This is a genomic window from Marinococcus sp. LNSP9103-4 (assembly GCF_056034345.1).
On record NZ_JBQLIA010000038.1, the window covers coordinates 1 to 18441 of the forward strand.

Genomic DNA, 18441 nt, shown 5'->3' on the forward strand with positions numbered 1-18441 from the left:
TCAGCGTTGATGATAGCCGGGGGTTCTCCCCCCGTGAAAGTAGATCGCTGCCGGGCGAGTTCAACCGTTTCCCTTTTCGGGGAAGCGGTTTTTTTATATTTTTTTCCTTTTTCTCTATGCTACAATAAACATACTAATCATTAGGAGGGAGAAAAGCTATATGGATATTGTGCCTATCGGGGATCATGCCTTAAGTGTGCAATTTGAAAATGTGATTTCTCCCTCCGTGAACCGAAAGGTCCACCGGCTGTATGAAGCTTTAACAAAAGAATGGCCGGAGGGGATGAGTGAGTGTGTTCCAGGCTACCGCGCATTGACTGTCTATTATAACCCCCTGCAAATACAGTACGAACGTCTTTACGAACTCATTTATAACGTATTTGAGCGTATGGACAGAGCATCGGAAGGTGCAATGAAAACCTACTATCTGCCGGTTTGTTATGACGTATCATTTGGACAGGATATCGAACGTCTTGCAGCAGATAACGAACTGTCTGTAGACGAAGTGGTGGAGCTGCACAGCAGTTCATCCTATTTTATTTATATGCTGGGCTTTACTCCGGGTTTTCCTTATCTCGGCGGGCTTGATGAACGACTTCATACTCCCCGCCTGGAAACACCAAGAGGAAAAGTGGAAGCCGGATCTGTTGGCATAGCCGACGCTCAGACAGGTGTGTATTCGATTGACAGTCCGGGAGGATGGAACATTATTGGTAAAACTCCGGTGCCTTTGTTCAATGCAGCGCACGATAAACCTGCGCTTCTAACCCCGGGCCATCTGCTCCGGTTTGAGCCTGTCGCATATAAGGAATACGCTGAAATTGAAAAATCTATCGGCCGTGGAGGGTACAGCATCCGTGTAGAAGAGGAGGGAGAGGTATGATCATTGATCTAAATTGTGACCTGGGGGAAAGTTACGGTATTTATACCCTGGGCATGGATCAGAAGGTGCTTCCTTTAGTGTCATCGGCGAACGTTGCCTGCGGAGGTCATGCGGGCGATTCGGCAGTGATGGCGCGTACAGTTGCTCTTGCCAAACAGTATGGTACGGCCGTCGGTGCCCACCCCGGCTTTTTGGATAAAGAAGGGTTTGGCCGCAGATACATAGCGATGGATGAAGAAGAAATTTATCAGCTTTGCCTCTATCAAATTGGGGCTCTCCATGCCTTCTGCTGTGCAGCGGACGTGCAGATGCAGCATGTAAAACCGCACGGGGCCTTATACAACGCTGCTCTTCGCGATCCCGCTGCTGCCAGCGGAGTGGCGCGGGCAGTGAAGGGTTTTAATGAAAATCTCCTTTTATTTGCCCCTGTTCATACAGAACTGCAGGCAGCAGGGGAAAGACAAGGCTTGAGGGTGGCAAAGGAAGTATTTGCGGATCGTACGTACACAGCTGAAGGCACATTGACCCCGAGAACAGAGAAAAATGCATTTATCTATGAACCTGAAGAGGCCGCCGCCCAGGTGCTCGAGGTCCTTCAAAAGGGAGCTGTTAAAGCAGTGGACGGCACAGTTGTATCTATGGAAGCAGATACCATATGTGTGCACGGGGATAACGAACAGGCGGTTCTGTTTATTCAACATTTAAGGGAGTGGTTGGAGTACCGGGGAGCATCGGTGCAGGCAGCGGGGGAATTTATATGAACAAAACGCCTGCCTGCACCGTACAAAAAGCAGGGCTCTTTACGACTATCCAGGATACAGGCCGGACCGGATACCAGCACCTCGGCGTACCGGTCTCCGGAGCCATGGATCTGTATGCGCTCCGGATGGGGAACATTCTCTGCGGCAACTATTTGTCCGCAGCCGGACTGGAGCTGACCTTAATGGGACCGACCCTTACGTTTCACGAGGAGACGGTTATTGCGGTTACAGGTGGAAACTTGCAGCCGGAAGTAAATAAAGAACCCATTCCAATGTGGGCAACGAGAAAAGTTTACGCAGGAGACGAACTGACCTTTAACGGCCCGGCACACGGAGCACGTGCCTACTTTTGTATTGCGGGAGGCCTGGAGGTACCAATCGTTTTAGGAAGCCGCTCGACATACACAAAAGCTGGCATAGGAGGAATGGAGGGCCGTGAGCTTGAAAGCGGCGATACCCTGTATCGCGGCAACGTAAGTGCTGCTCCAAAGCCCTTTGAACGCCGGCTCCCCCCAGCGAGTATTCCAGTTTATGAAAAACAACAGATGCTCCGGGTAGTGGCTGGTCCGGAATTTGATAAATTAACAGCGGAAGCTGGAAAGAGACTGCTCCGGGAAGCTTATGTGGTGACCCAGGAAGCTGATCGGATGGGTATCCGGCTCCAGGGTCCGGAAGTGTCTTTGCGTGGTACTGGGGATATTATATCGGACGGGGTGGCGTTTGGAACTATTCAGCTGGCATCAGACGGCCAGCCGATGATTTTAATGGCTGACCGGCAGACGACGGGAGGTTACGCCCGTGTGTTAAATGTCATCAGTGCCGATTTATCGAAAGCTGCCCAACTGCAGCCAAATGCTTCTGTGGTGTTTGAGCAGGTAACGCTTGAGGAAGCGCGAATCGCTTTCAGGCAGATGCATCGTTCGCTCGAAGACGTGTACTTTGCTGTGAATAATAAAAAATGGCGATAAAATATTTAAAAACCCCTTGTGCTCATTTATCCTGCGTGGTAAGATAATAATTGTCTTGTTGAGAGACACCATGCATAGTGCGGTGACAACAGCGAAGAGGATCCACCCGTTCCCATGCCGAACACGGAAGTTAAGCTCTTCAGCGTTGATGATAGCCGGGGGTTCTCCCCCCGTGAAAGTAGATCGTCGCCGCGCTATACCAAATCGCGGGATAGAGCAGTCTGGTAGCTCGTCGGGCTCATAACCCGGAGGTCGGAGGTTCAAATCCTCCTCCCGCAACCAATTATACTAATCCATTAAAGCCTTAAAGCCTTAAAGGCTTTTTTTTATGAAATAAATTGCAATAAATGAAGCCGGAAACCAAACTACTCTTTGTGCAGTACGCACAGAGGGTAGTTTTTGGATAAAAGCGAAGAGGTGCTTTTTTCGTTTACTGTACGCGATTGCAAGAATACGATAAACTAGCAGGAGACTATTATGAGAGATCATTGAGGAGCAGTTTATGCCAAACGATGAATTTGACTGGATTAATGAACGAAGGCCAACACGGACCTTCCAGGAACGGCTGGAAGTAGGAATAGGTGATGACGCGGCGGTGTACCGGCCGCTTGCGCATATGAATGAAATTGTCTGCGTGGATACGATGATTGAAGACGTGCATTTTCGAAAAGATACGATGAAACCATTCGATATCGGTTTTAAAGCGCTGGCTGCAAACATTAGCGACGTCGCTGCCATGGGAGGCGTGCCACATTTTTACGTGATATCGATTGCAATAACGCCTGGCTGGTCCGAAGAGGAATTAAACGAACTGTACCGGGGAATGAATGAACTGGGTGCACGCTATCAGATGGATATGATTGGCGGAGATACGGTATCCTCGCGTCGCGACTTAATGGTGAGTATTACGGTGATCGGTGCGGTGGAAGAAAAACAGCAGCTGCTACGAAGCTCTGCGGAACCTGATGATATTGTGTTTTTAACCGGACCGGTCGGTATGTCCGCTGCCGGACTCGAGCTTCTGCTCGAACGGACAAGGGACGGGGCATACTCTGAGCGGGAAAAAGCATTGATTGCCTATCATCAGCGGCCGGTGCCCCAGGTGGAGGCAGGACGTCTGCTGGTGGAATGCGGTGGCCGTATTGCCTTGAATGATATAAGTGACGGGCTGGCAAGCGAATGCTGTGAGCTTGCGGAGGCGAGCGGTGTTTCGATGGAACTGGACTTTTCCGGGCTTCCCGTCCACGAAGCTATGGAGCAGCTGGAGATTCAAACAATGAAAAAGCATATGTTTTACGGCGGAGAAGATTTCGAACTGGTCGGAACGGCTCCTTCTTCCGATTGGGAAAAGCTCAGCAGGAGATTCGAGCAAGCCGGACTTGCACTGTATGCGATTGGAAAGGTTTCAGAGGGGAATGGAGAAGTGTTCCTCCAGGAAAACGGCTCCCGCACAAAGCTGGAAAAATCAGGCTATAATCATTTTCGTCCATCATAAGCAGCAGAAAGGAAGAAACGCTATGACAGAGTGGGTCATCCACACTTCGTCTCCGGAGGAAACGGCGGCGTGGGGAGAGCTTTTGGGCCGATACGCGGAGGCAGATGAAAAAATATGGCTGGTCGGCAGTCTCGGAGCAGGGAAAACACATTTTGCCAAAGGCTTTGCCAGAGGCCTGGAAGTTACCACAATGGTGAATAGCCCGAGCTTTACGATCGTTAAAGAATATCAAGGACGGCTGCCTTTGTTTCATATTGACCTTTATCGGCTGTCAGAGGAGGAAGCAGAGGAAATCGGCATTGAAGAATACTTTGAGGCAGGTGGAGTATCACTGTTGGAATGGCCGGTTCGTCTGGAAGAATGGCCGGAGGATCGTCTGGAAATAGATATTCAATACACCGGGGAAACGAGCAGGCAATTGACTTTGACAGCCGTTGGCGAGCGGTGGAAGGCAAAGATGAAGGAGTTGCAGAACGATGAAAATGCTCGCAATTGACACATCCACGCACGTGCTGGGCATCGCCCTTGCAGATGAACAGAAAATTCTCGGAGAATATACTACCAACATTAAAAAAAATCATTCCGTCCGTCTGATGCCGGCGGTGGAATCACTGATGAAAGAAAGCGGTGTTGGCCCGGAAGATCTGGATGCGGTGGCAGTAACGACCGGGCCAGGCTCCTACACCGGCGTGCGCATCGGAGTAACAACAGCCAAATCATTGGCCTGGGCTTTAAATATCCCGCTTTATCCCGTATCAACGCTTCAGGTATTTGCCCAAAACGGTCTAGGATTTCCAGGTCTCGTTTCTCCACTAATTGATGCGCGAAGAAATCAGGTCTACACGGCGGCTTTTTCCGGAAGTGCGGAAGAAAACGCAGTAGTACGCCAAATGAAAGACCAGATCATTCTGCTCCCGGAATGGCTCGAGGTGCTGGAGCAAACCCAGGAACAAATTCTGTTTGTCGGAGAGGACACGGAGAGCCGGCAGGAGCTGATCCGGGAACGACTTGGTAGCCGGGCGTTTTTTGCAGACTGGACGAAACAGACAATCCGTCCAACGGAAATTATCCGGATCGCCCGCACCGCCGGCGAAGCACAGGATGCACACGCAGTGGTGCCGGAATATGCCCAGCTTGCCGAAGCAGAAAAAAATTGGCAGAAAGCCCAAAGCGGGAGATCCGAATGAAAGCAGAAATAATGATCCGGATGATGAGTGCCGACGATATAGACAACGTGATGGAAGTAGAACACAACGCCTTCTCGATGCCGTGGAGCCGGCGAGCGTTTGAAAATGAAATGTACAACAACCAGTTTGCCCATTATCTGGTGGCGGAAGTCGCAGGCAGAATTGTCGGCTACTGCGGGGTGTGGATCGTCATTGACGAGGCGCATGTAACCAACATTGCGGTGCATTCACGCTACCGCGGACGGAAAATTGGCCAGGAGCTGCTGGCCAATTTAATGGAGCTTGCCTACACATACGGGGCCCGTACGATGACGCTCGAAGTGCGTGAAACCAATGAAACGGCCAGGAACCTGTACGATAAATTCGGATTCGTGCCCGGCGGTGTGCGAAAAAATTATTATATGGACAATAATGAAAATGCGATAGTAATGTGGGTGAATATGAATGAACGAGCATGAACCAATAGATATTTTGGCTGTGGAAACGAGCTGTGACGAAACAGCTGCGGCAGTTATCAGAAACGGCACCGAGATCCGGTCCAACGTCGTCCTCTCCCAGATGAAAAGCCATAAACGTTTTGGCGGCGTTGTGCCCGAGGTCGCTTCGAGACATCATGCGGAATCCATCACCCAGGTAATGGAGCAGGCACTCGAGGAAGCAGGAAGCTCATTTTCTGATTTGTCCGCCGTGGCGGTAACGGAAGGCCCGGGACTTGTCGGGGCGCTTCTTGTCGGCGTGAACGCCGCAAAAGCGACAGCCTACGCGAAGGGGCTGCCGTTGATCGGCGTTCACCATATTGCGGGTCATATTCAGGCGACCCGGCTCGAGGCGGAGTGGGAGTACCCAGCTCTTGCCCTCGTCGTATCCGGCGGCCATACGGAGCTGGTGCTGATCAAAGAAGAAGGGGAGTATGAGCTGCTCGGCCAGACAAGAGATGATGCCGTGGGAGAAGCATATGATAAAGTCGCACGTACTCTCGGCCTGCCGTATCCCGGCGGCCCGGAGCTCGACAAACTGGCTAAAACCGGAGCACCGACCGTACCGCTGCCTGTGGCGTGGCTTGAGGAAGGTTCGTATGATTTCAGCTTCAGCGGATTGAAATCAGCCGTCATGAATACACTCCACAATGCCCGCCAGCGTGGGGAAGAACTAGCTCCGGCAGACGTTGCGTCAAGCTTTCAGCAGAGCGTCATTACCGTGCTGACGGAGAAAACGGCCCGAGCGGCAGAAGCCTGCGGAGCCAGACAGGTAATGGTAGTCGGAGGTGTGGCAGCCAACAGCGGTCTGCGGGCTGCGATGGAAGAAAAATTCAGAGAGAGCGGCATAAAGCTGCAGATCCCGCCGCTTTATTTATGTACCGATAATGCAGCCATGATCGGAGCTGCCGCCTATATCAACTGGAAAAAGGGAAATTTTTCAGGCATGGATTTAAACGGGGTGCCCGGCCTGCCGCTTCATACGTAACAAAAAACCCGTGCTCTCTTTTGCAGAGAACACGGGTTTTGCTGTAACTAGGAGCTGGATTCTTCGAGCTGCAGCTCTTCCCATTCCTCCATCAGCTGCTCTAGCTCGCCTCTCAGTTCATTGATTGAGGTCTGATAGCCGGCGGCCTTTTCATGGTCTTCGTATACGTCGGGCTCGAAAAGAGCTGCTTCCTGCTCCTCGACGAGCTGTTCCTTGGCTTCAATATCCTGTTCAATCTGCTCGATGCGGCGCTGCCGTTTGCGGGCCTCCCGCTTGGCTGCTTTGTCGTCTGCAAATGAGGATTTAGCCGCACCGGCATCCTCCTGCTTCGGTCCTTCACGCTCGGCCTGAAGCGCTGCTTTTTCCCGTTCTTCTTCTTTTTTGAACAAATAGTAATCATAATCTCCGATGTAGTTGCGGACGTCGCCGTCCCCCATTTCGAGAATGCGTGTTGCAATCCGGTTCAGAAAGTACCGGTCGTGGGAAACAAACAAAATTGTTCCCGGGTAATCAATCAGAGCGTCTTCGAGCACTTCCTTGCTGTCGAGATCGAGATGGTTGGTCGGCTCGTCAAGCAGCAGAAAATTCGACTTCTGCATCATCATTTTGGCGAGCGAGAGGCGCGCTTTTTCGCCGCCGCTTAGATCGGACACCTGCTTCAGCACATCTTCGCCGGTAAATAAAAACTGGCCGAGCACGGTACGAATATCCTTTTCGTTTTCGAGCGGATATTCATCCCACAGCTCCTGCAGGACGGTTTTGCCTGAATTCAGTTCGGCCTGCTGCTGGTCGTAATAGCCGAGATCTACTTTACTTCCGAGCTGAATATGTCCTTCATCCGGTTCAAAGTCTCCCTTGATCGTTTTTAAAAAGGTACTTTTCCCCGTCCCGTTTGGTCCAATCAGCGCAATGCTCTCGCCGCGCTGGGCCCGGACATTTAAACGTTCGAACACGGGCGCTTTGTCGTCAAAACGGAAGGTGAGGTCTTCTGCTTTCAATACATCGTTGCCGCTCTGACGGTCGATGTCGAAGCGCAGAGTAGCGGATTTGCCGTCCCGCTGCGGTTTGTCGAGCTTATCCATTTTTTCGAGCTTTTTCCGCCGGCTCTGGGCCCGTTTTGTCGTAGACGCGCGTACAATATTTTTCTGCACGAAGTCTTCAAGCTCAGAAATTTCCTTCTGCTGCTTTTCATAGGCCTGCATTTCCTGTTCAAACAGCTCGGCCCGTTTTTCCTGAAAGGCACTGTAGTTGCCGTAGAACAAACGGGCTTTCTTATGAATAATTTCGTATACCTTCGTTACGATCTGGTCCAGAAAATACCGGTCGTGGGAAACGATCAGGACAGCCCCCGGATAACTGCTTAAATACTGCTCGAGCCAGCGCAGGGTATCCATATCGAGATGGTTGGTCGGCTCGTCAAGAATTAAGAGCTCCGGCTTGGCCAGGAGCAGCTTGCCGAGAGCAAGACGGGTCTTCTGGCCGCCGCTTAACGACTGCACCGGCGTGTCGAGGGAGAAGCTGCCAAAGCCAAGACCCGCCAGCACCGTGCGGATGTCAGACTCGTAGCGGTAGCCGCCGCGGGCTTCGAATTCCTGCTGGCGCTGGTCGTAGTCGGCCATCAGCTTTTCATAGGCTCTGGCATCGTCAATAATATCGGGCTCGGACATTTTCGCCTCCATACGACGCAGCTCCGCTTCAGCTTTTTGCAGGTGGGTAAAAACATCAAGCATTTCATCCCACATCGTTTTATCGCTGTTAAGGCCGGTATGCTGTTCAAGATACCCGAATGTCGTGCCCTTTGGCATCGTGATCGAGCCGGAATCATACGAGGATTCACCGGCAAGAATTTTCAGGAGAGTGGATTTGCCGGCCCCGTTTTTGCCGACCAGGGCCACCCGTTCGCCTTCCTTTACCTCGAGTTTTATTTGATCAAGTACGGTTTCTGCCCCAAAAGACTTGGTGACACCCGAACATTGAAGTAAAATCATATTTATATAGCTCCTTTAATAACAACTCTGATAGTATCAGTGTATCGTACTTTTCGGCGAAACGCGAAATAGGATACGTCTTGCTGCAGGTAAGCGTTTCGGTACGTTTTCATAGGGACGCATGCTATACTGTCTACAGACAATGACAATACATTTAGGTGGAAATAATTATGAATACAGACCAGCAAAAAATTCCGCAGGCAACCGCAAAGCGGCTGCCCCTATATTATCGATTTCTGGAAAGCCTGTATGCAACAGGCAAAACCCGCGTTTCTTCAACCGAATTGAGTGAAGCGGTCAAGGTGGATTCGGCAACAATCCGCCGGGATTTTTCATATTTCGGCGCGCTCGGCAAGAAAGGGTACGGCTACAATGTACAGTACCTGCTGTCGTTTTTCCGGACTACCCTGGACCAGGATGAGGCGACAGACGTCGTACTTCTCGGCGTCGGGAACCTCGGGAAGGCGCTGCTTCGCTACAATTTCTCCAAAAATGAAAACACCCGGATTGTGGCTGCATTTGATATCAATAAAGACATGGTGGGAGAGCAGATTGGAAATGTGCCGGTGTATCATACCGATGATCTGGCGGAGAAGCTTGAAGAGCATAACGTTTCCGTAGCAATGCTCACCGTGCCGTCCGCCGCCGCCCAGACGACTGGAGAAAAACTGGTGGAGGCAGGCATCAGCGGTATTCTGAACTTTACCCCGGCGCGCTTATCCGTCCCTGCGTCTGTGCGCGTGCATCATATTGATCTTGCCATCGAGCTGCAGACGCTCGTGTACTTTCTGAAAAATTATCCGCTGGACAACGAATAGGCTGTCAGCAGGATACTTCATTTATACTGACCCATAAAAAAGGGACCGGCCAACATTCAGGCGGTCCCTTTTGCTATTTCTTCTTTTTCTGCTCCGACATGAGGCGCAGATAGTTGAACCCCATTACGAGGTCGTAGGCGGCAAAGGCAGCGAGCAGAATGCTCCAGAACGACCAGGAGGACTCGCTGACGGAAAAGTACGTAAACATCAGCAGGACTCCGCCGAGCACAAAGTAAAAAAGGGCAGCGGTAGAAGCTTTCATATTACATCAACCCCTGAACAAGCAGAATAAGTGCACTCTCGGCTTCACGCATAATGCGTTCGATTTCATCCTGGAACAATACCTGAATACCGACCACAAATGCGTTCATGATGGAGTGGACGATTATCGGCACGATGATGCGGCCGGTTTTGACATACAAATAAGCGAACACAAAGCCGATCATAGTGTAAACGAGCAGGTGGGTGAAATCCAAATGCACAGCAGCAAATATCAGGGAGCTGATAATAGCGGCAATAAAAAAGTTTGTTCGTTTGTACAGCGAGCCGAATATAGCTTTACGGAACACCAGCTCTTCGAGAATCGGTCCGATCACGGCTACAATAATAACAAAGGCCGGCATGCTGTTAACAAGCTCGATGATCTGCGCCGTGTTTTCAGACGCCGTATCGATGCCGAGCAGGTTTTGTTCGATCAAACCGGCAACGATCTGACCGGCGTAGGCGAGAGCGAACCCGATAAAAATCCAGGCGACGGAATTCGGCCACGGCATTTTTGGCTTATTAAACGCAAGACTCTGGCCTCTTTCAGGAATCAGCAGAATCAAAATAACAATCAAAGCGACGATAAAGCTCGCAAAAATCCAGAAGTACGAAGCCTGCTGTGCGGAATCAAAGCTGCCTACAGCCAAAAGGGCCGGGACGGCAACGATGCCCGAAAGCTGCATAAGTACATAAATAATAACAATGCTCCAGTAACGTGCGGCCATGGAAGGGGATCACTCCTAATCTCTCTCGGTTAAATCCAGTTTCGAACGCTCTAATTGTATCACAGGTACCTGCAGGAAGAATAAAGAGAGCGCTTGCGAATTTATGACAATTTTAAAATAGAAGGTTAATAAAACGATTAGCAGGGAATGTGAATTCAGGTGCCATCAAGCGCTGGAGTGGGAAAAAACAGAAAAAATTTTCGCTTCCCTCTTGCAAACAATGCCCAGGTTGATTAATATAATAAGTGGGTTTAGCACTCGGAGGCAAAGAGTGCTAACAACAATGTTGTTACTGTCGTTCCCGTTACATATAACGGACGATGAAAATATTCTAAGGAGGTTGTTTTCCTTGTTAAAGCCTTTAGGTGATCGACTCGTACTCGAACAGGTAGAATCAGAAGAAAAAACCGCTGGCGGTATTGTGCTGCCGGACTCCGCCCAAGAGAAGCCACAGGAGGGACGCGTGGTTTCCGTAGGTGCCGGTGCTGTAAAAGACAACGGTGAACGCGTAACGCCGGAAGTAAACGAAGGCGATATCGTCGTATATTCGAAGTTTGCAGGCACAGAAGTAAAATACGACGGCAAAGATTATTTAATCGTTCGCGAAAGCGACATCCTCGCTGTAGTTCAGTAATCAGCTTCATATCGAAATCATTATTACATTAGGAGGATTTCATCATGGCTAAAGACATTAAGTTTAGTGAAAACGGCCGCCGCGCGATGCTCCGCGGTGTGGACGAACTCGCAAACGCTGTAAAAGTAACGCTTGGACCGAAAGGCCGCAACGTTGTTTTGGAAAAAAAGTTCGGTTCCCCGCTTATCACCAATGACGGTGTAACCATCGCCAAAGAAATCGAACTCGAAGACAACTTCGAAAACATGGGCGCGCAGCTCGTATCCGAGGTTGCAAGCAAAACGAACGACATTGCCGGTGACGGTACAACAACAGCAACCGTTCTTGCACAATCCATGATTCAGGAAGGCCTGAAAAACGTTACCTCCGGTGCAAACCCAATGGGCATCCGCCGTGGTATGGAAAACGCAACGAAGGTAGCTGTAGAAGAGCTGCGCAGAGTAAGCAAGCCAATTGAAGGCAAAGAATCCATCACGCAGGTTGGCGCAATTTCTGCAGGCTCTGAAGAAATCGGCCAGATCATTGCAGAAGCAATGGAGCGCGTGGGCAACGACGGCGTTATCACAGTCGAAGAGTCCCGCGGCCTTGACACGGAGCTTGAAGTTGTGGAAGGTATGCAGTTTGACCGCGGTTATGCGTCTCCATACATGGTTTCAGACAACGAATCCATGACGGCAGAGCTCGATAACCCGTATATTTTAATCACGGACAAAAAGCTCACAAGTATTCAGGAAGTACTTCCGCTGCTTGAACAGGTCGTACAGCAGAACCGTCCAATCCTTATCATCGCAGAAGATGTGGAAGGCGAAGCACTGGCAACGCTCGTGGTAAACAAATTGCGCGGAACATTCAACGCAGTAGCAGTGAAAGCACCAGGCTTTGGCGACCGTCGTAAAGCAATGCTTGAAGATATCGCCACACTTACCGGTGGTACGGTTATTACCGAAGATGTAGGCCTTGACCTGAAAACTGCGACAATCGACCAGCTCGGCCACGCCAACAAAATCACGATCGATAAAGACAACACAACAATCGTAGAAGGAAGCGGCGATCCGCAGACGATCGGTGCACGTGTAACGCAGCTGCGTACGCAGATGGAAGAAACCACTTCCGAATTTGACCGTGAAAAACTTCAGGAGCGCCTCGCGAAGCTTGCAGGCGGCGTAGCCGTTGTTAAAGTCGGCGCAGCTTCTGAAACTGAAATGAAAGAGCGCAAGCTCCGCATCGAAGACGCCCTCAGCTCTACACGCGCAGCGGTAGAAGAAGGTATTGTCTCCGGTGGCGGTACCGCGCTGATGAACGTCTACAAAAAAGTAGAAGAAGAAATGAATAACACAACAGGCGACGAAGCAACCGGCGTGAAAATCGTTCTCCGTGCCCTCGAAGAACCACTCCGTCAGATTGCGCATAACGCAGGCCTTGAAGGCTCCGTTATCGTTGAGCGTCTGAAAACAGAAGCAGTTGGACACGGCTATAACGCAGCGACCGGCGAATGGGTGAACATGGTAGACGCAGGCATTGTCGACCCTACAAAAGTTACCCGCTCGGCGCTTCAAAACGCTTCGTCCGTATCCTCCATGTTCCTGACAACCGAAGCAGTTATCGCCGACATCCCAGAAGAAAACGGCGGCGGTGCCGGCGGCGGCATGCCAGACATGGGTGGCATGGGCGGAATGGGCGGCATGATGTAATGTCGCTCGCCCAACCCTTATGTAGTAAGGGTTCTTCTCGATAGGGAAGGTTAAAATGGCCTGAATGCTCACATTTTGCTAACATTCAAATAGGTTTTACTTTAAGCTTCTCATGAGTTCACTGAACTTGTGGGAAGCTTTTTTATTTGTTTTTAGTCATAAGGAGAGAAGGCTAGTACCTGTTAGACAATCAACCCGATCGCTAAAAAAGTAAACTGGGTATTCGGAAAATCTAATAATCGTAAAGTTCTCAATAACCTCTCCCAATTCTCTCTTCGATGCAGTCAAAATCATCTAAAAGCTCTCTCCTAGTAGATTTCCGTCTTTACTTTAATATGGTAAAATTTAGCCGATATATGTAAAAAAGGGGGGATTTTAATGAGGTATACAGAAAAGAAAAAATGGTATAAGCGTATTCCGGGGTATCGTTCCGGTGTGATGTGGAAGATGATTACGGCTTCAATTATTTATGCTTTAATTTTATTTGCTATATTAGTTCCAACCGAATCTTCTACAGAAATAGCTAGTGAAAATACGGAGGAAGATGCTGCTGAATTAGAAGCGGAAGATGCTACAGCAGCTAAGGATGAACAAGAAGCTGACAAGCAAAAAAATAACGAAGAAAAGAAAGCCAGGAAAGAGGAAGAACGTCAGGCTGAAGAGGAAGCTGAGCAGGAGGCCAGGGAAGAGGAAGAGCGCGAGGCTGAAGAAGAAGCCGAACAGGAAGCCAGGGAAGAGGAAGAGCGCCGGGATGAAGAAGAATCCAGCGGATCTGTTTCTCAGGAGCAGGCAGTTAGCAGTGCGGAGAATTATCTTGAGTACAGTTCTTTTTCAAGACAGGGCTTGATCGACCAATTGACCTATGAGGGGTTCAGCACAGAGCACGCCACCTATGCTGCCGGCCAAGTCGGTTTGTAATAGACATATTGAGTTTAAGGGGGACAGCAAAAGCTGCTCCCTTTATTCATGGGCAGTGGCTTGCACAATAAAATGGGTGTCTTCTCTTTTGGGTTTTTTTATTTTATGGTTAGTGTATGATTTAATATGGGCATTCGATTTATATATGCAAAATCTTTAGCATGAATTTTTGTATTTGGGAGGAAACGATATGAAAAATGTACGATGGGGCATCATAGGGTGTGGTAATGTAACAGAGGTTAAAAGCGGGCCGGCCTTTCAGCTGGCCGAAAACAGCTCCCTGCAGGCGGTGATGCGAAGAAATGGAGAAAAGGCGAGAGACTATGCAGAACGTCACGGTGTTCCCAGGTGGTATGATAAAGCGGAGGATTTAATCCATGACGACGAAGTGGATGCCATTTATATTGCGACACCGCCTTCTTCGCACAGGGAATACACGATCATGGCTGCCGAAGCAGGCAAGCCTGTATATGTAGAAAAGCCGATGGCAAACAGCACAGACGAATGCGCAGAAATGATAAAAGCCTGCGAAAATAACGGTGTTCCATTATTTGTTGCCTACTATAGAAGATCACTTCCGCGTTTTAGAAAAATAAAAGAACTGCTGGATGCTGAAAGCATTGGAGAGGTTCGGTTTGCTTCTATCCAGCAGAACCAGAAAATCGTCCAAAAAGACGAAAATGGAGAATGGCCGTGGAGAGTAATCCCTGAAAAGAGCGGCGCAGGACTTTTCTATGATGTCGGATCCCATACGCTGGATCTTTTTGATTACCTGCTCGGGCCTTTGAGTGATGTAAAGGGTTCTGCGGTGAACCTGGCTGATTCCTACCCGGCGGAAGATACGGTAAGCGGCACATGGAAATTTGAGAGCGGTGCTGTTGGGATAGGCGTATGGAATTTCTCCTCATATAAAAATGAAGATGACAACCGTATCGTCGGAACAAAAGGAGAAATACGCTTCTCTACATTTGACGATAAGCCGGTCATCCTTCTAAACGAAGCCGGGGAAGAGACTTTTCATATCGAGCACCCTAAACATATCCAGTATTATCACATTCAGTCTATGGTGGATGAACTGCTTGGAGAAGGTGTCTGTCCAAGTACCGGCAAAACAGCCTTACGTACTAATCAGGTAATGGAAGAGCTTGTTAAAGAATATTATTAAAAGCACACTGGACGTTAAGCATTATTCATTGACGTTCAGTGATTTTTATATTAGCATATGCTTATATAATAAAACGATGGTAGGTGAACGTATGGAAAAGATTAAACCGGAAATCAAGGACACTGCTTCTGTGCTGAAGCTGTTGGGAGACAACACACGTCTTTCCATTGTCAGCCTTGTACAGAACCACGAATGCTGCGTATGCGAGTTCGTGGAGCTTCTGGATATGTCCCAGTCGTCGGTTAGCCAGCATCTCAGAAAGCTCCGGGACGCTGGCCTCGTCAAAGAACAGCGGAAGGGGCACTGGATTTTTTATTCATTTAACCGGGAGCATCCTTCCGCGGGCGTGGTGGAGGATATTCTCCACCATGTGCCCGACCAGAACGAAAAGCTACAGCAGCTGGAACGGGACGGACTGCGCATCAACTGTGACTGAGCGCCGCTGCACGAACCAATAATTTATGAAATGAGGGTTCAGTAATGAGTAAAAAGAAAATGTATTTTTTATGTACGGGTAATTCCTGCCGCAGTCAGATGGCTGAAGGATTTGGCCATTATTACCTGGGAAATGATTGGGAGGTACGGAGCGCTGGTATTGAAGCCCACGGCCTGAATCCAAAAGCGGTAGAGGCCATGAACGAAGTAGGCATCGATATTTCCACTCAGGAATCGAACATGATTGACATGGATTATTTGAATAATGCAGATATGGTCGTTACGCTTTGCGGCGATGCCAATGATAAATGCCCAATGACCCCGCCGCACGTAACACGGGAGCACTGGGGCTTTGATGACCCGGCAAAAGCAGAAGGCACCGAGGAAGAACGCTGGGCGGTTTTTCGGCGCGTACGTGATGAAATTAAAGAACGCATCCATGCCTTCTCGCAGGCAGAAAGCGTAAAATAGAGGAGAAGATAAGCATGACGAAGGTGCGTATTTATGACCCTGCGATGTGCTGTGATACAGGCGTATGCGGCCCGGGCACAGACCCGGAGCTCGTGCGGATCGCTTCTGCGGTTGAGCGTCTGCAGCAGCAGGGGCACAATATTGAACGCTATAACCTGGCCAATCAGCCTGAAGAATTTGCCGCAGCTGGGGAGATTACGGACCGGATCACTGCCGATGGGATTGAAGCCCTTCCGATTATAATGAAGGACGGAGCTGTCGTAATGACGGCGGAGTATCCGGACGTGGAGCAGCTTGCAGACTGGTTTGAGGCAAAGGCCGAAGAGCTTCAGCCGGAAAGAAGCGTTCCAACGGTGGAGCTGTCGTTTAACACCCGCTATTCTAAATAAAAAGGGGCTTGCCTGATGAATACGAAACGCTTTCACCCGGATCATCACACGTATACCCGCTATTTGTTTTTTACCGGTAAAGGCGGCGTTGGAAAAACATCCTCCGCTTCAGCACTTGCAGCTTACCTTGCCGGAAAAGGTAAGCAGGTACTGCTTGTGAGCACGGATCCGGCCTCGAACCTGGATGACGTGCTCGAAATGCCGCTGAATAATCGGGCTTCCGCTGTGCCGGACGTACCGGGACTGTATGCAAGCAATATCGACCCCGGAGAAGCGGCCGAAACGTACAAAGAAGCAGTGGTCGGTCCGTACCGGAGCCTTTTACCGGAAACAGCTGTAGCGCAGATGGAAGAACAGCTTTCGGGAGCGTGTACTGTTGAAATCGCTGCCTTTAATGAATTTGCAGAGCTGTTAACGGCGCCGCATGAAAACTATGACCATATTATTTTTGATACAGCCCCTACCGGTCATACGCTTCGCCTGCTGCAGCTGCCATCGGCCTGGGATGACTTTTTACAGACGAGTGTCCACGGTGCTTCCTGCCTTGGCCCGTTATCCGGCCTGGCAGATAAAAAAACAATGTATGAACAGGCGGTCACACAGCTCGCAGATGCTGCCCAGACAACAGTGTACATTGTCGCGCATCCGGATACTTCCTCCTTAGAGGAAGCGGCCCGGACAGCGGAAGAGCTGGGGAGCATGGGAATGCATGAGCAGGTATTTTTAATGAATGGCGTGTTCACGCCTGCAGGAACCGAAGACGCAACAGCCTCTTTGTTTGCCTCTGCCCAGCAGGAAGCATTGGCCCAGGCCCCTGCTTTCTTCGGAGATAAAACGCTTTGGACGCTTCCTTACCATCCGGTGATATCTACAGGCGCCGCCTTCTTAACCCATTTATTTGATGAGCCTTCAACGGCGGAGAATTCTGAGTCGCTTCATGAAGCTGGTCCGGATACGACAGTGGAGGACATGGTGCAGGATATTGAAGAGCAAAAATACCGTCTCGTATTTACGATGGGAAAAGGCGGCGTCGGGAAAACGACGATGGCAGCTGAGGTAGCTTCGAAGCTCGCTATACGAGGCCACGCTGTTCATTTAACGACAACCGATCCGGCGGATCATCTGGCCGGCGTTATTGATTTGGATAATCTTTCTCCATTACTAACAGTCAGTCACGTGAATCCGGAAGAGGCACTGTCGGATTATCAGAAAACCACAAAAGCCGAAGCCATTGCTGCCGGCGTTTCAGCATCTGAGCTGGCCTACATTGAAGAGGATCTTTCCTCGCCGTGCACAGAAGAAATAGCGGTATTTCAGGCTTTTTCAGAAGTGGCGGCTCGGGCAGAAAACGAGATTGTGGTTATAGACACAGCACCGACCGGCCACACGCTCCTTCTTCTGGAACACGCAGAGCAGTATACAAAAGAAATTGAACGAAGCAGCGGACATACGCCTGAGGCTATGAAGCAGCTGCTGCCGAGGCTGAAAAATCCGGAGGAAACGGCTTTTCTGCTGCTTACTCTTCCGGAAACTACTCCGGTCTTTGAAGCGGAGCGTCTGCAGCAGGATCTTGGCCGTACTGGCATTTATCCGAAATGGTGGGTCATCAACCAAAGCTTTGCAGCTGCGCAAACGAATGACCCTCTTCTACGGGAAAAAGCAAAGAGAGAGCTATTTTGGATTGATTACGTGAAGAAAAATCTGGCAGATAAAATAGTTACGCTTCCCTGGGATGCGAGTGCACGAAAAAAAGCCCAGACGATATTTTAACGCGAAGGGGAAAATAAATATGGAGATTACAAACGAAGCAAAAACGGTACTGCAGACACTGATGATGGAAAATAAAGTCGATCATGTCCGGGTAGCCTATGAAGGAATGGGATGCTGTTCCCCGCAGATTGGCCTTGGCTTGAGCGAGCCGGAAGAAAAAGATCAGGTGGAAAACATTAACGATATCCAGGTTGCGGTAGATGAACGCGTGCTGGAATTTGTGCAGGCAGTAAAGCTTGATGTGCAGGATAATGAAGAGGGCCAGCAGCAGTTTGTCATGACGGGACTGCCGGAAAACAATTGCTAAGCAGGCTATAAAGGATTTAGGAAAGGAGTCGTTTTATGACGGAAGAACGGATTTATGATGTGATTATCGCGGGGGCCGGCCCGGCCGGCATGACCGCGGCGGTGTACG

General features: G+C 49.9%; 21 protein-coding genes, 1 tRNA gene and 1 rRNA gene. 20 read left to right on the plus strand and 3 right to left on the minus strand.

Translation table 11 applies throughout. The features are described from left to right. Positions 1–160: 160 nt before the first annotated feature. The 10 genes from pxpB (at position 161) to tsaD (ending at position 6758) form a co-directional block, all read left to right on the plus strand. Positions 161–883, plus strand: a complete 723-nt coding sequence (pxpB, locus tag ACTRXG_RS16190) for a 5-oxoprolinase subunit PxpB (protein ID WP_474285955.1) — start codon at positions 161–163, stop codon at positions 881–883. Then, entirely contained in the window at positions 880–1644 is a 765-nt protein-coding gene (locus tag ACTRXG_RS16195; RefSeq protein WP_474285957.1) for a LamB/YcsF family protein, read from the plus strand. The genes pxpB and ACTRXG_RS16195 overlap by 4 nt, the downstream gene beginning before the upstream one ends. Beyond that, on the plus strand, positions 1641–2612 hold the full coding sequence (locus tag ACTRXG_RS16200; RefSeq protein ID WP_474285959.1) for a 5-oxoprolinase subunit C family protein: 972 nt from the start codon (positions 1641–1643) through the stop codon (positions 2610–2612). The genes ACTRXG_RS16195 and ACTRXG_RS16200 overlap by 4 nt, the downstream gene beginning before the upstream one ends. Before the next feature lie 78 nt (positions 2613–2690). After that, positions 2691–2807, plus strand: a 5S ribosomal RNA gene (gene rrf, locus ACTRXG_RS16205). A gap of 10 nt (positions 2808–2817) precedes the next feature. Next, a tRNA-Met gene (locus tag ACTRXG_RS16210) sits at positions 2818–2894 on the plus strand. A gap of 220 nt (positions 2895–3114) precedes the next feature. Then, the gene (gene thiL / locus ACTRXG_RS16215; protein WP_474285960.1) at positions 3115–4107 is read left to right on the plus strand and encodes a thiamine-phosphate kinase; all 993 of its coding nucleotides are present in this window, start codon (positions 3115–3117) and stop codon (positions 4105–4107) included. A 22-nt stretch (positions 4108–4129) separates the two neighbouring features. Then, complete coding sequence (gene tsaE / locus ACTRXG_RS16220; protein WP_474282990.1) at positions 4130–4603, plus strand: tRNA (adenosine(37)-N6)-threonylcarbamoyltransferase complex ATPase subunit type 1 TsaE; 474 nt, start codon at positions 4130–4132, stop codon at positions 4601–4603. Further along, positions 4584–5294, plus strand: coding sequence for a tRNA (adenosine(37)-N6)-threonylcarbamoyltransferase complex dimerization subunit type 1 TsaB (tsaB, locus tag ACTRXG_RS16225; RefSeq protein ID WP_474285962.1), 711 nt, complete (start codon positions 4584–4586; stop codon positions 5292–5294). The genes tsaE and tsaB overlap by 20 nt, the downstream gene beginning before the upstream one ends. Then, positions 5291–5752 (plus strand): ribosomal protein S18-alanine N-acetyltransferase, encoded by a 462-nt coding sequence (gene rimI, locus ACTRXG_RS16230; RefSeq protein WP_474285964.1) that lies wholly within the window; start codon positions 5291–5293, stop codon positions 5750–5752. Before tsaB ends, rimI begins: the two co-directional genes overlap by 4 nt. Further along, on the plus strand, positions 5739–6758 hold the full coding sequence (gene tsaD / locus ACTRXG_RS16235; protein WP_474285966.1) for a tRNA (adenosine(37)-N6)-threonylcarbamoyltransferase complex transferase subunit TsaD: 1020 nt from the start codon (positions 5739–5741) through the stop codon (positions 6756–6758). Before rimI ends, tsaD begins: the two co-directional genes overlap by 14 nt. A 47-nt stretch (positions 6759–6805) precedes the next feature. On the opposite strand, the gene ACTRXG_RS16240 is transcribed toward tsaD, so the two are convergent. Next, positions 6806–8746: an ATP-binding cassette domain-containing protein gene (locus tag ACTRXG_RS16240; RefSeq protein ID WP_474285969.1), complete on the minus strand. Its 1941-nt coding sequence runs from the start codon at positions 8744–8746 to the stop codon at positions 6806–6808. A 170-nt stretch (positions 8747–8916) separates the two neighbouring features. Between ACTRXG_RS16240 and ACTRXG_RS16245 the strand changes: the two genes are divergently transcribed. Next, complete coding sequence (locus ACTRXG_RS16245; protein ID WP_474264216.1) at positions 8917–9564, plus strand: redox-sensing transcriptional repressor Rex; 648 nt, start codon at positions 8917–8919, stop codon at positions 9562–9564. Positions 9565–9637: 73 nt separating this feature from the next. Here the strand turns inward: ACTRXG_RS16245 and ACTRXG_RS16250 are convergent, their stop codons facing one another. Further along, on the minus strand, positions 9638–9826 hold the full coding sequence (locus ACTRXG_RS16250) for a DUF4305 domain-containing protein (RefSeq protein WP_413645747.1): 189 nt from the start codon (positions 9824–9826) through the stop codon (positions 9638–9640). Between the two features lies 1 nt (position 9827). Beyond that, positions 9828–10553: a lysostaphin resistance A-like protein gene (locus ACTRXG_RS16255; RefSeq protein ID WP_474264218.1), complete on the minus strand. Its 726-nt coding sequence runs from the start codon at positions 10551–10553 to the stop codon at positions 9828–9830. A 349-nt stretch (positions 10554–10902) separates the two neighbouring features. Here ACTRXG_RS16255 and groES point away from each other — a divergent pair, with 349 nt between their 5' ends. The 9 genes from groES to ACTRXG_RS16300 all read left to right on the plus strand — a co-directional run bounded on the left by groES (position 10903) and on the right by ACTRXG_RS16300 (position 18333). Then, positions 10903–11187 (plus strand): co-chaperone GroES, encoded by a 285-nt coding sequence (gene groES / locus ACTRXG_RS16260; protein WP_474285971.1) that lies wholly within the window; start codon positions 10903–10905, stop codon positions 11185–11187. Between the two features lie 44 nt (positions 11188–11231). Next, complete coding sequence (groL, locus tag ACTRXG_RS16265; RefSeq protein ID WP_474285973.1) at positions 11232–12878, plus strand: chaperonin GroEL; 1647 nt, start codon at positions 11232–11234, stop codon at positions 12876–12878. A gap of 378 nt (positions 12879–13256) precedes the next feature. Beyond that, complete coding sequence (locus tag ACTRXG_RS16270; RefSeq protein WP_474285974.1) at positions 13257–13796, plus strand: Ltp family lipoprotein; 540 nt, start codon at positions 13257–13259, stop codon at positions 13794–13796. Positions 13797–13986: 190 nt separating this feature from the next. Continuing rightward, on the plus strand, positions 13987–14961 hold the full coding sequence (locus ACTRXG_RS16275) for a Gfo/Idh/MocA family protein (RefSeq protein ID WP_474285975.1): 975 nt from the start codon (positions 13987–13989) through the stop codon (positions 14959–14961). Positions 14962–15052: 91 nt separating this feature from the next. Next, entirely contained in the window at positions 15053–15397 is a 345-nt protein-coding gene (locus tag ACTRXG_RS16280) for an ArsR/SmtB family transcription factor (RefSeq protein ID WP_474285976.1), read from the plus strand. A gap of 44 nt (positions 15398–15441) precedes the next feature. After that, positions 15442–15867: an arsenate reductase (thioredoxin) gene (gene arsC / locus ACTRXG_RS16285; RefSeq protein ID WP_474285978.1), complete on the plus strand. Its 426-nt coding sequence runs from the start codon at positions 15442–15444 to the stop codon at positions 15865–15867. 14 nt (positions 15868–15881) lie between these two features. Beyond that, the gene (gene arsD / locus ACTRXG_RS16290; RefSeq protein WP_474282972.1) at positions 15882–16256 is read left to right on the plus strand and encodes an arsenite efflux transporter metallochaperone ArsD; all 375 of its coding nucleotides are present in this window, start codon (positions 15882–15884) and stop codon (positions 16254–16256) included. Positions 16257–16271: 15 nt separating this feature from the next. Beyond that, complete coding sequence (gene arsA, locus ACTRXG_RS16295) at positions 16272–18026, plus strand: arsenical pump-driving ATPase (RefSeq protein ID WP_474285980.1); 1755 nt, start codon at positions 16272–16274, stop codon at positions 18024–18026. Positions 18027–18045: 19 nt separating this feature from the next. Then, on the plus strand, positions 18046–18333 hold the full coding sequence (locus tag ACTRXG_RS16300) for an adhesin (protein ID WP_474285981.1): 288 nt from the start codon (positions 18046–18048) through the stop codon (positions 18331–18333). Positions 18334–18441 lie beyond the last annotated feature (108 nt).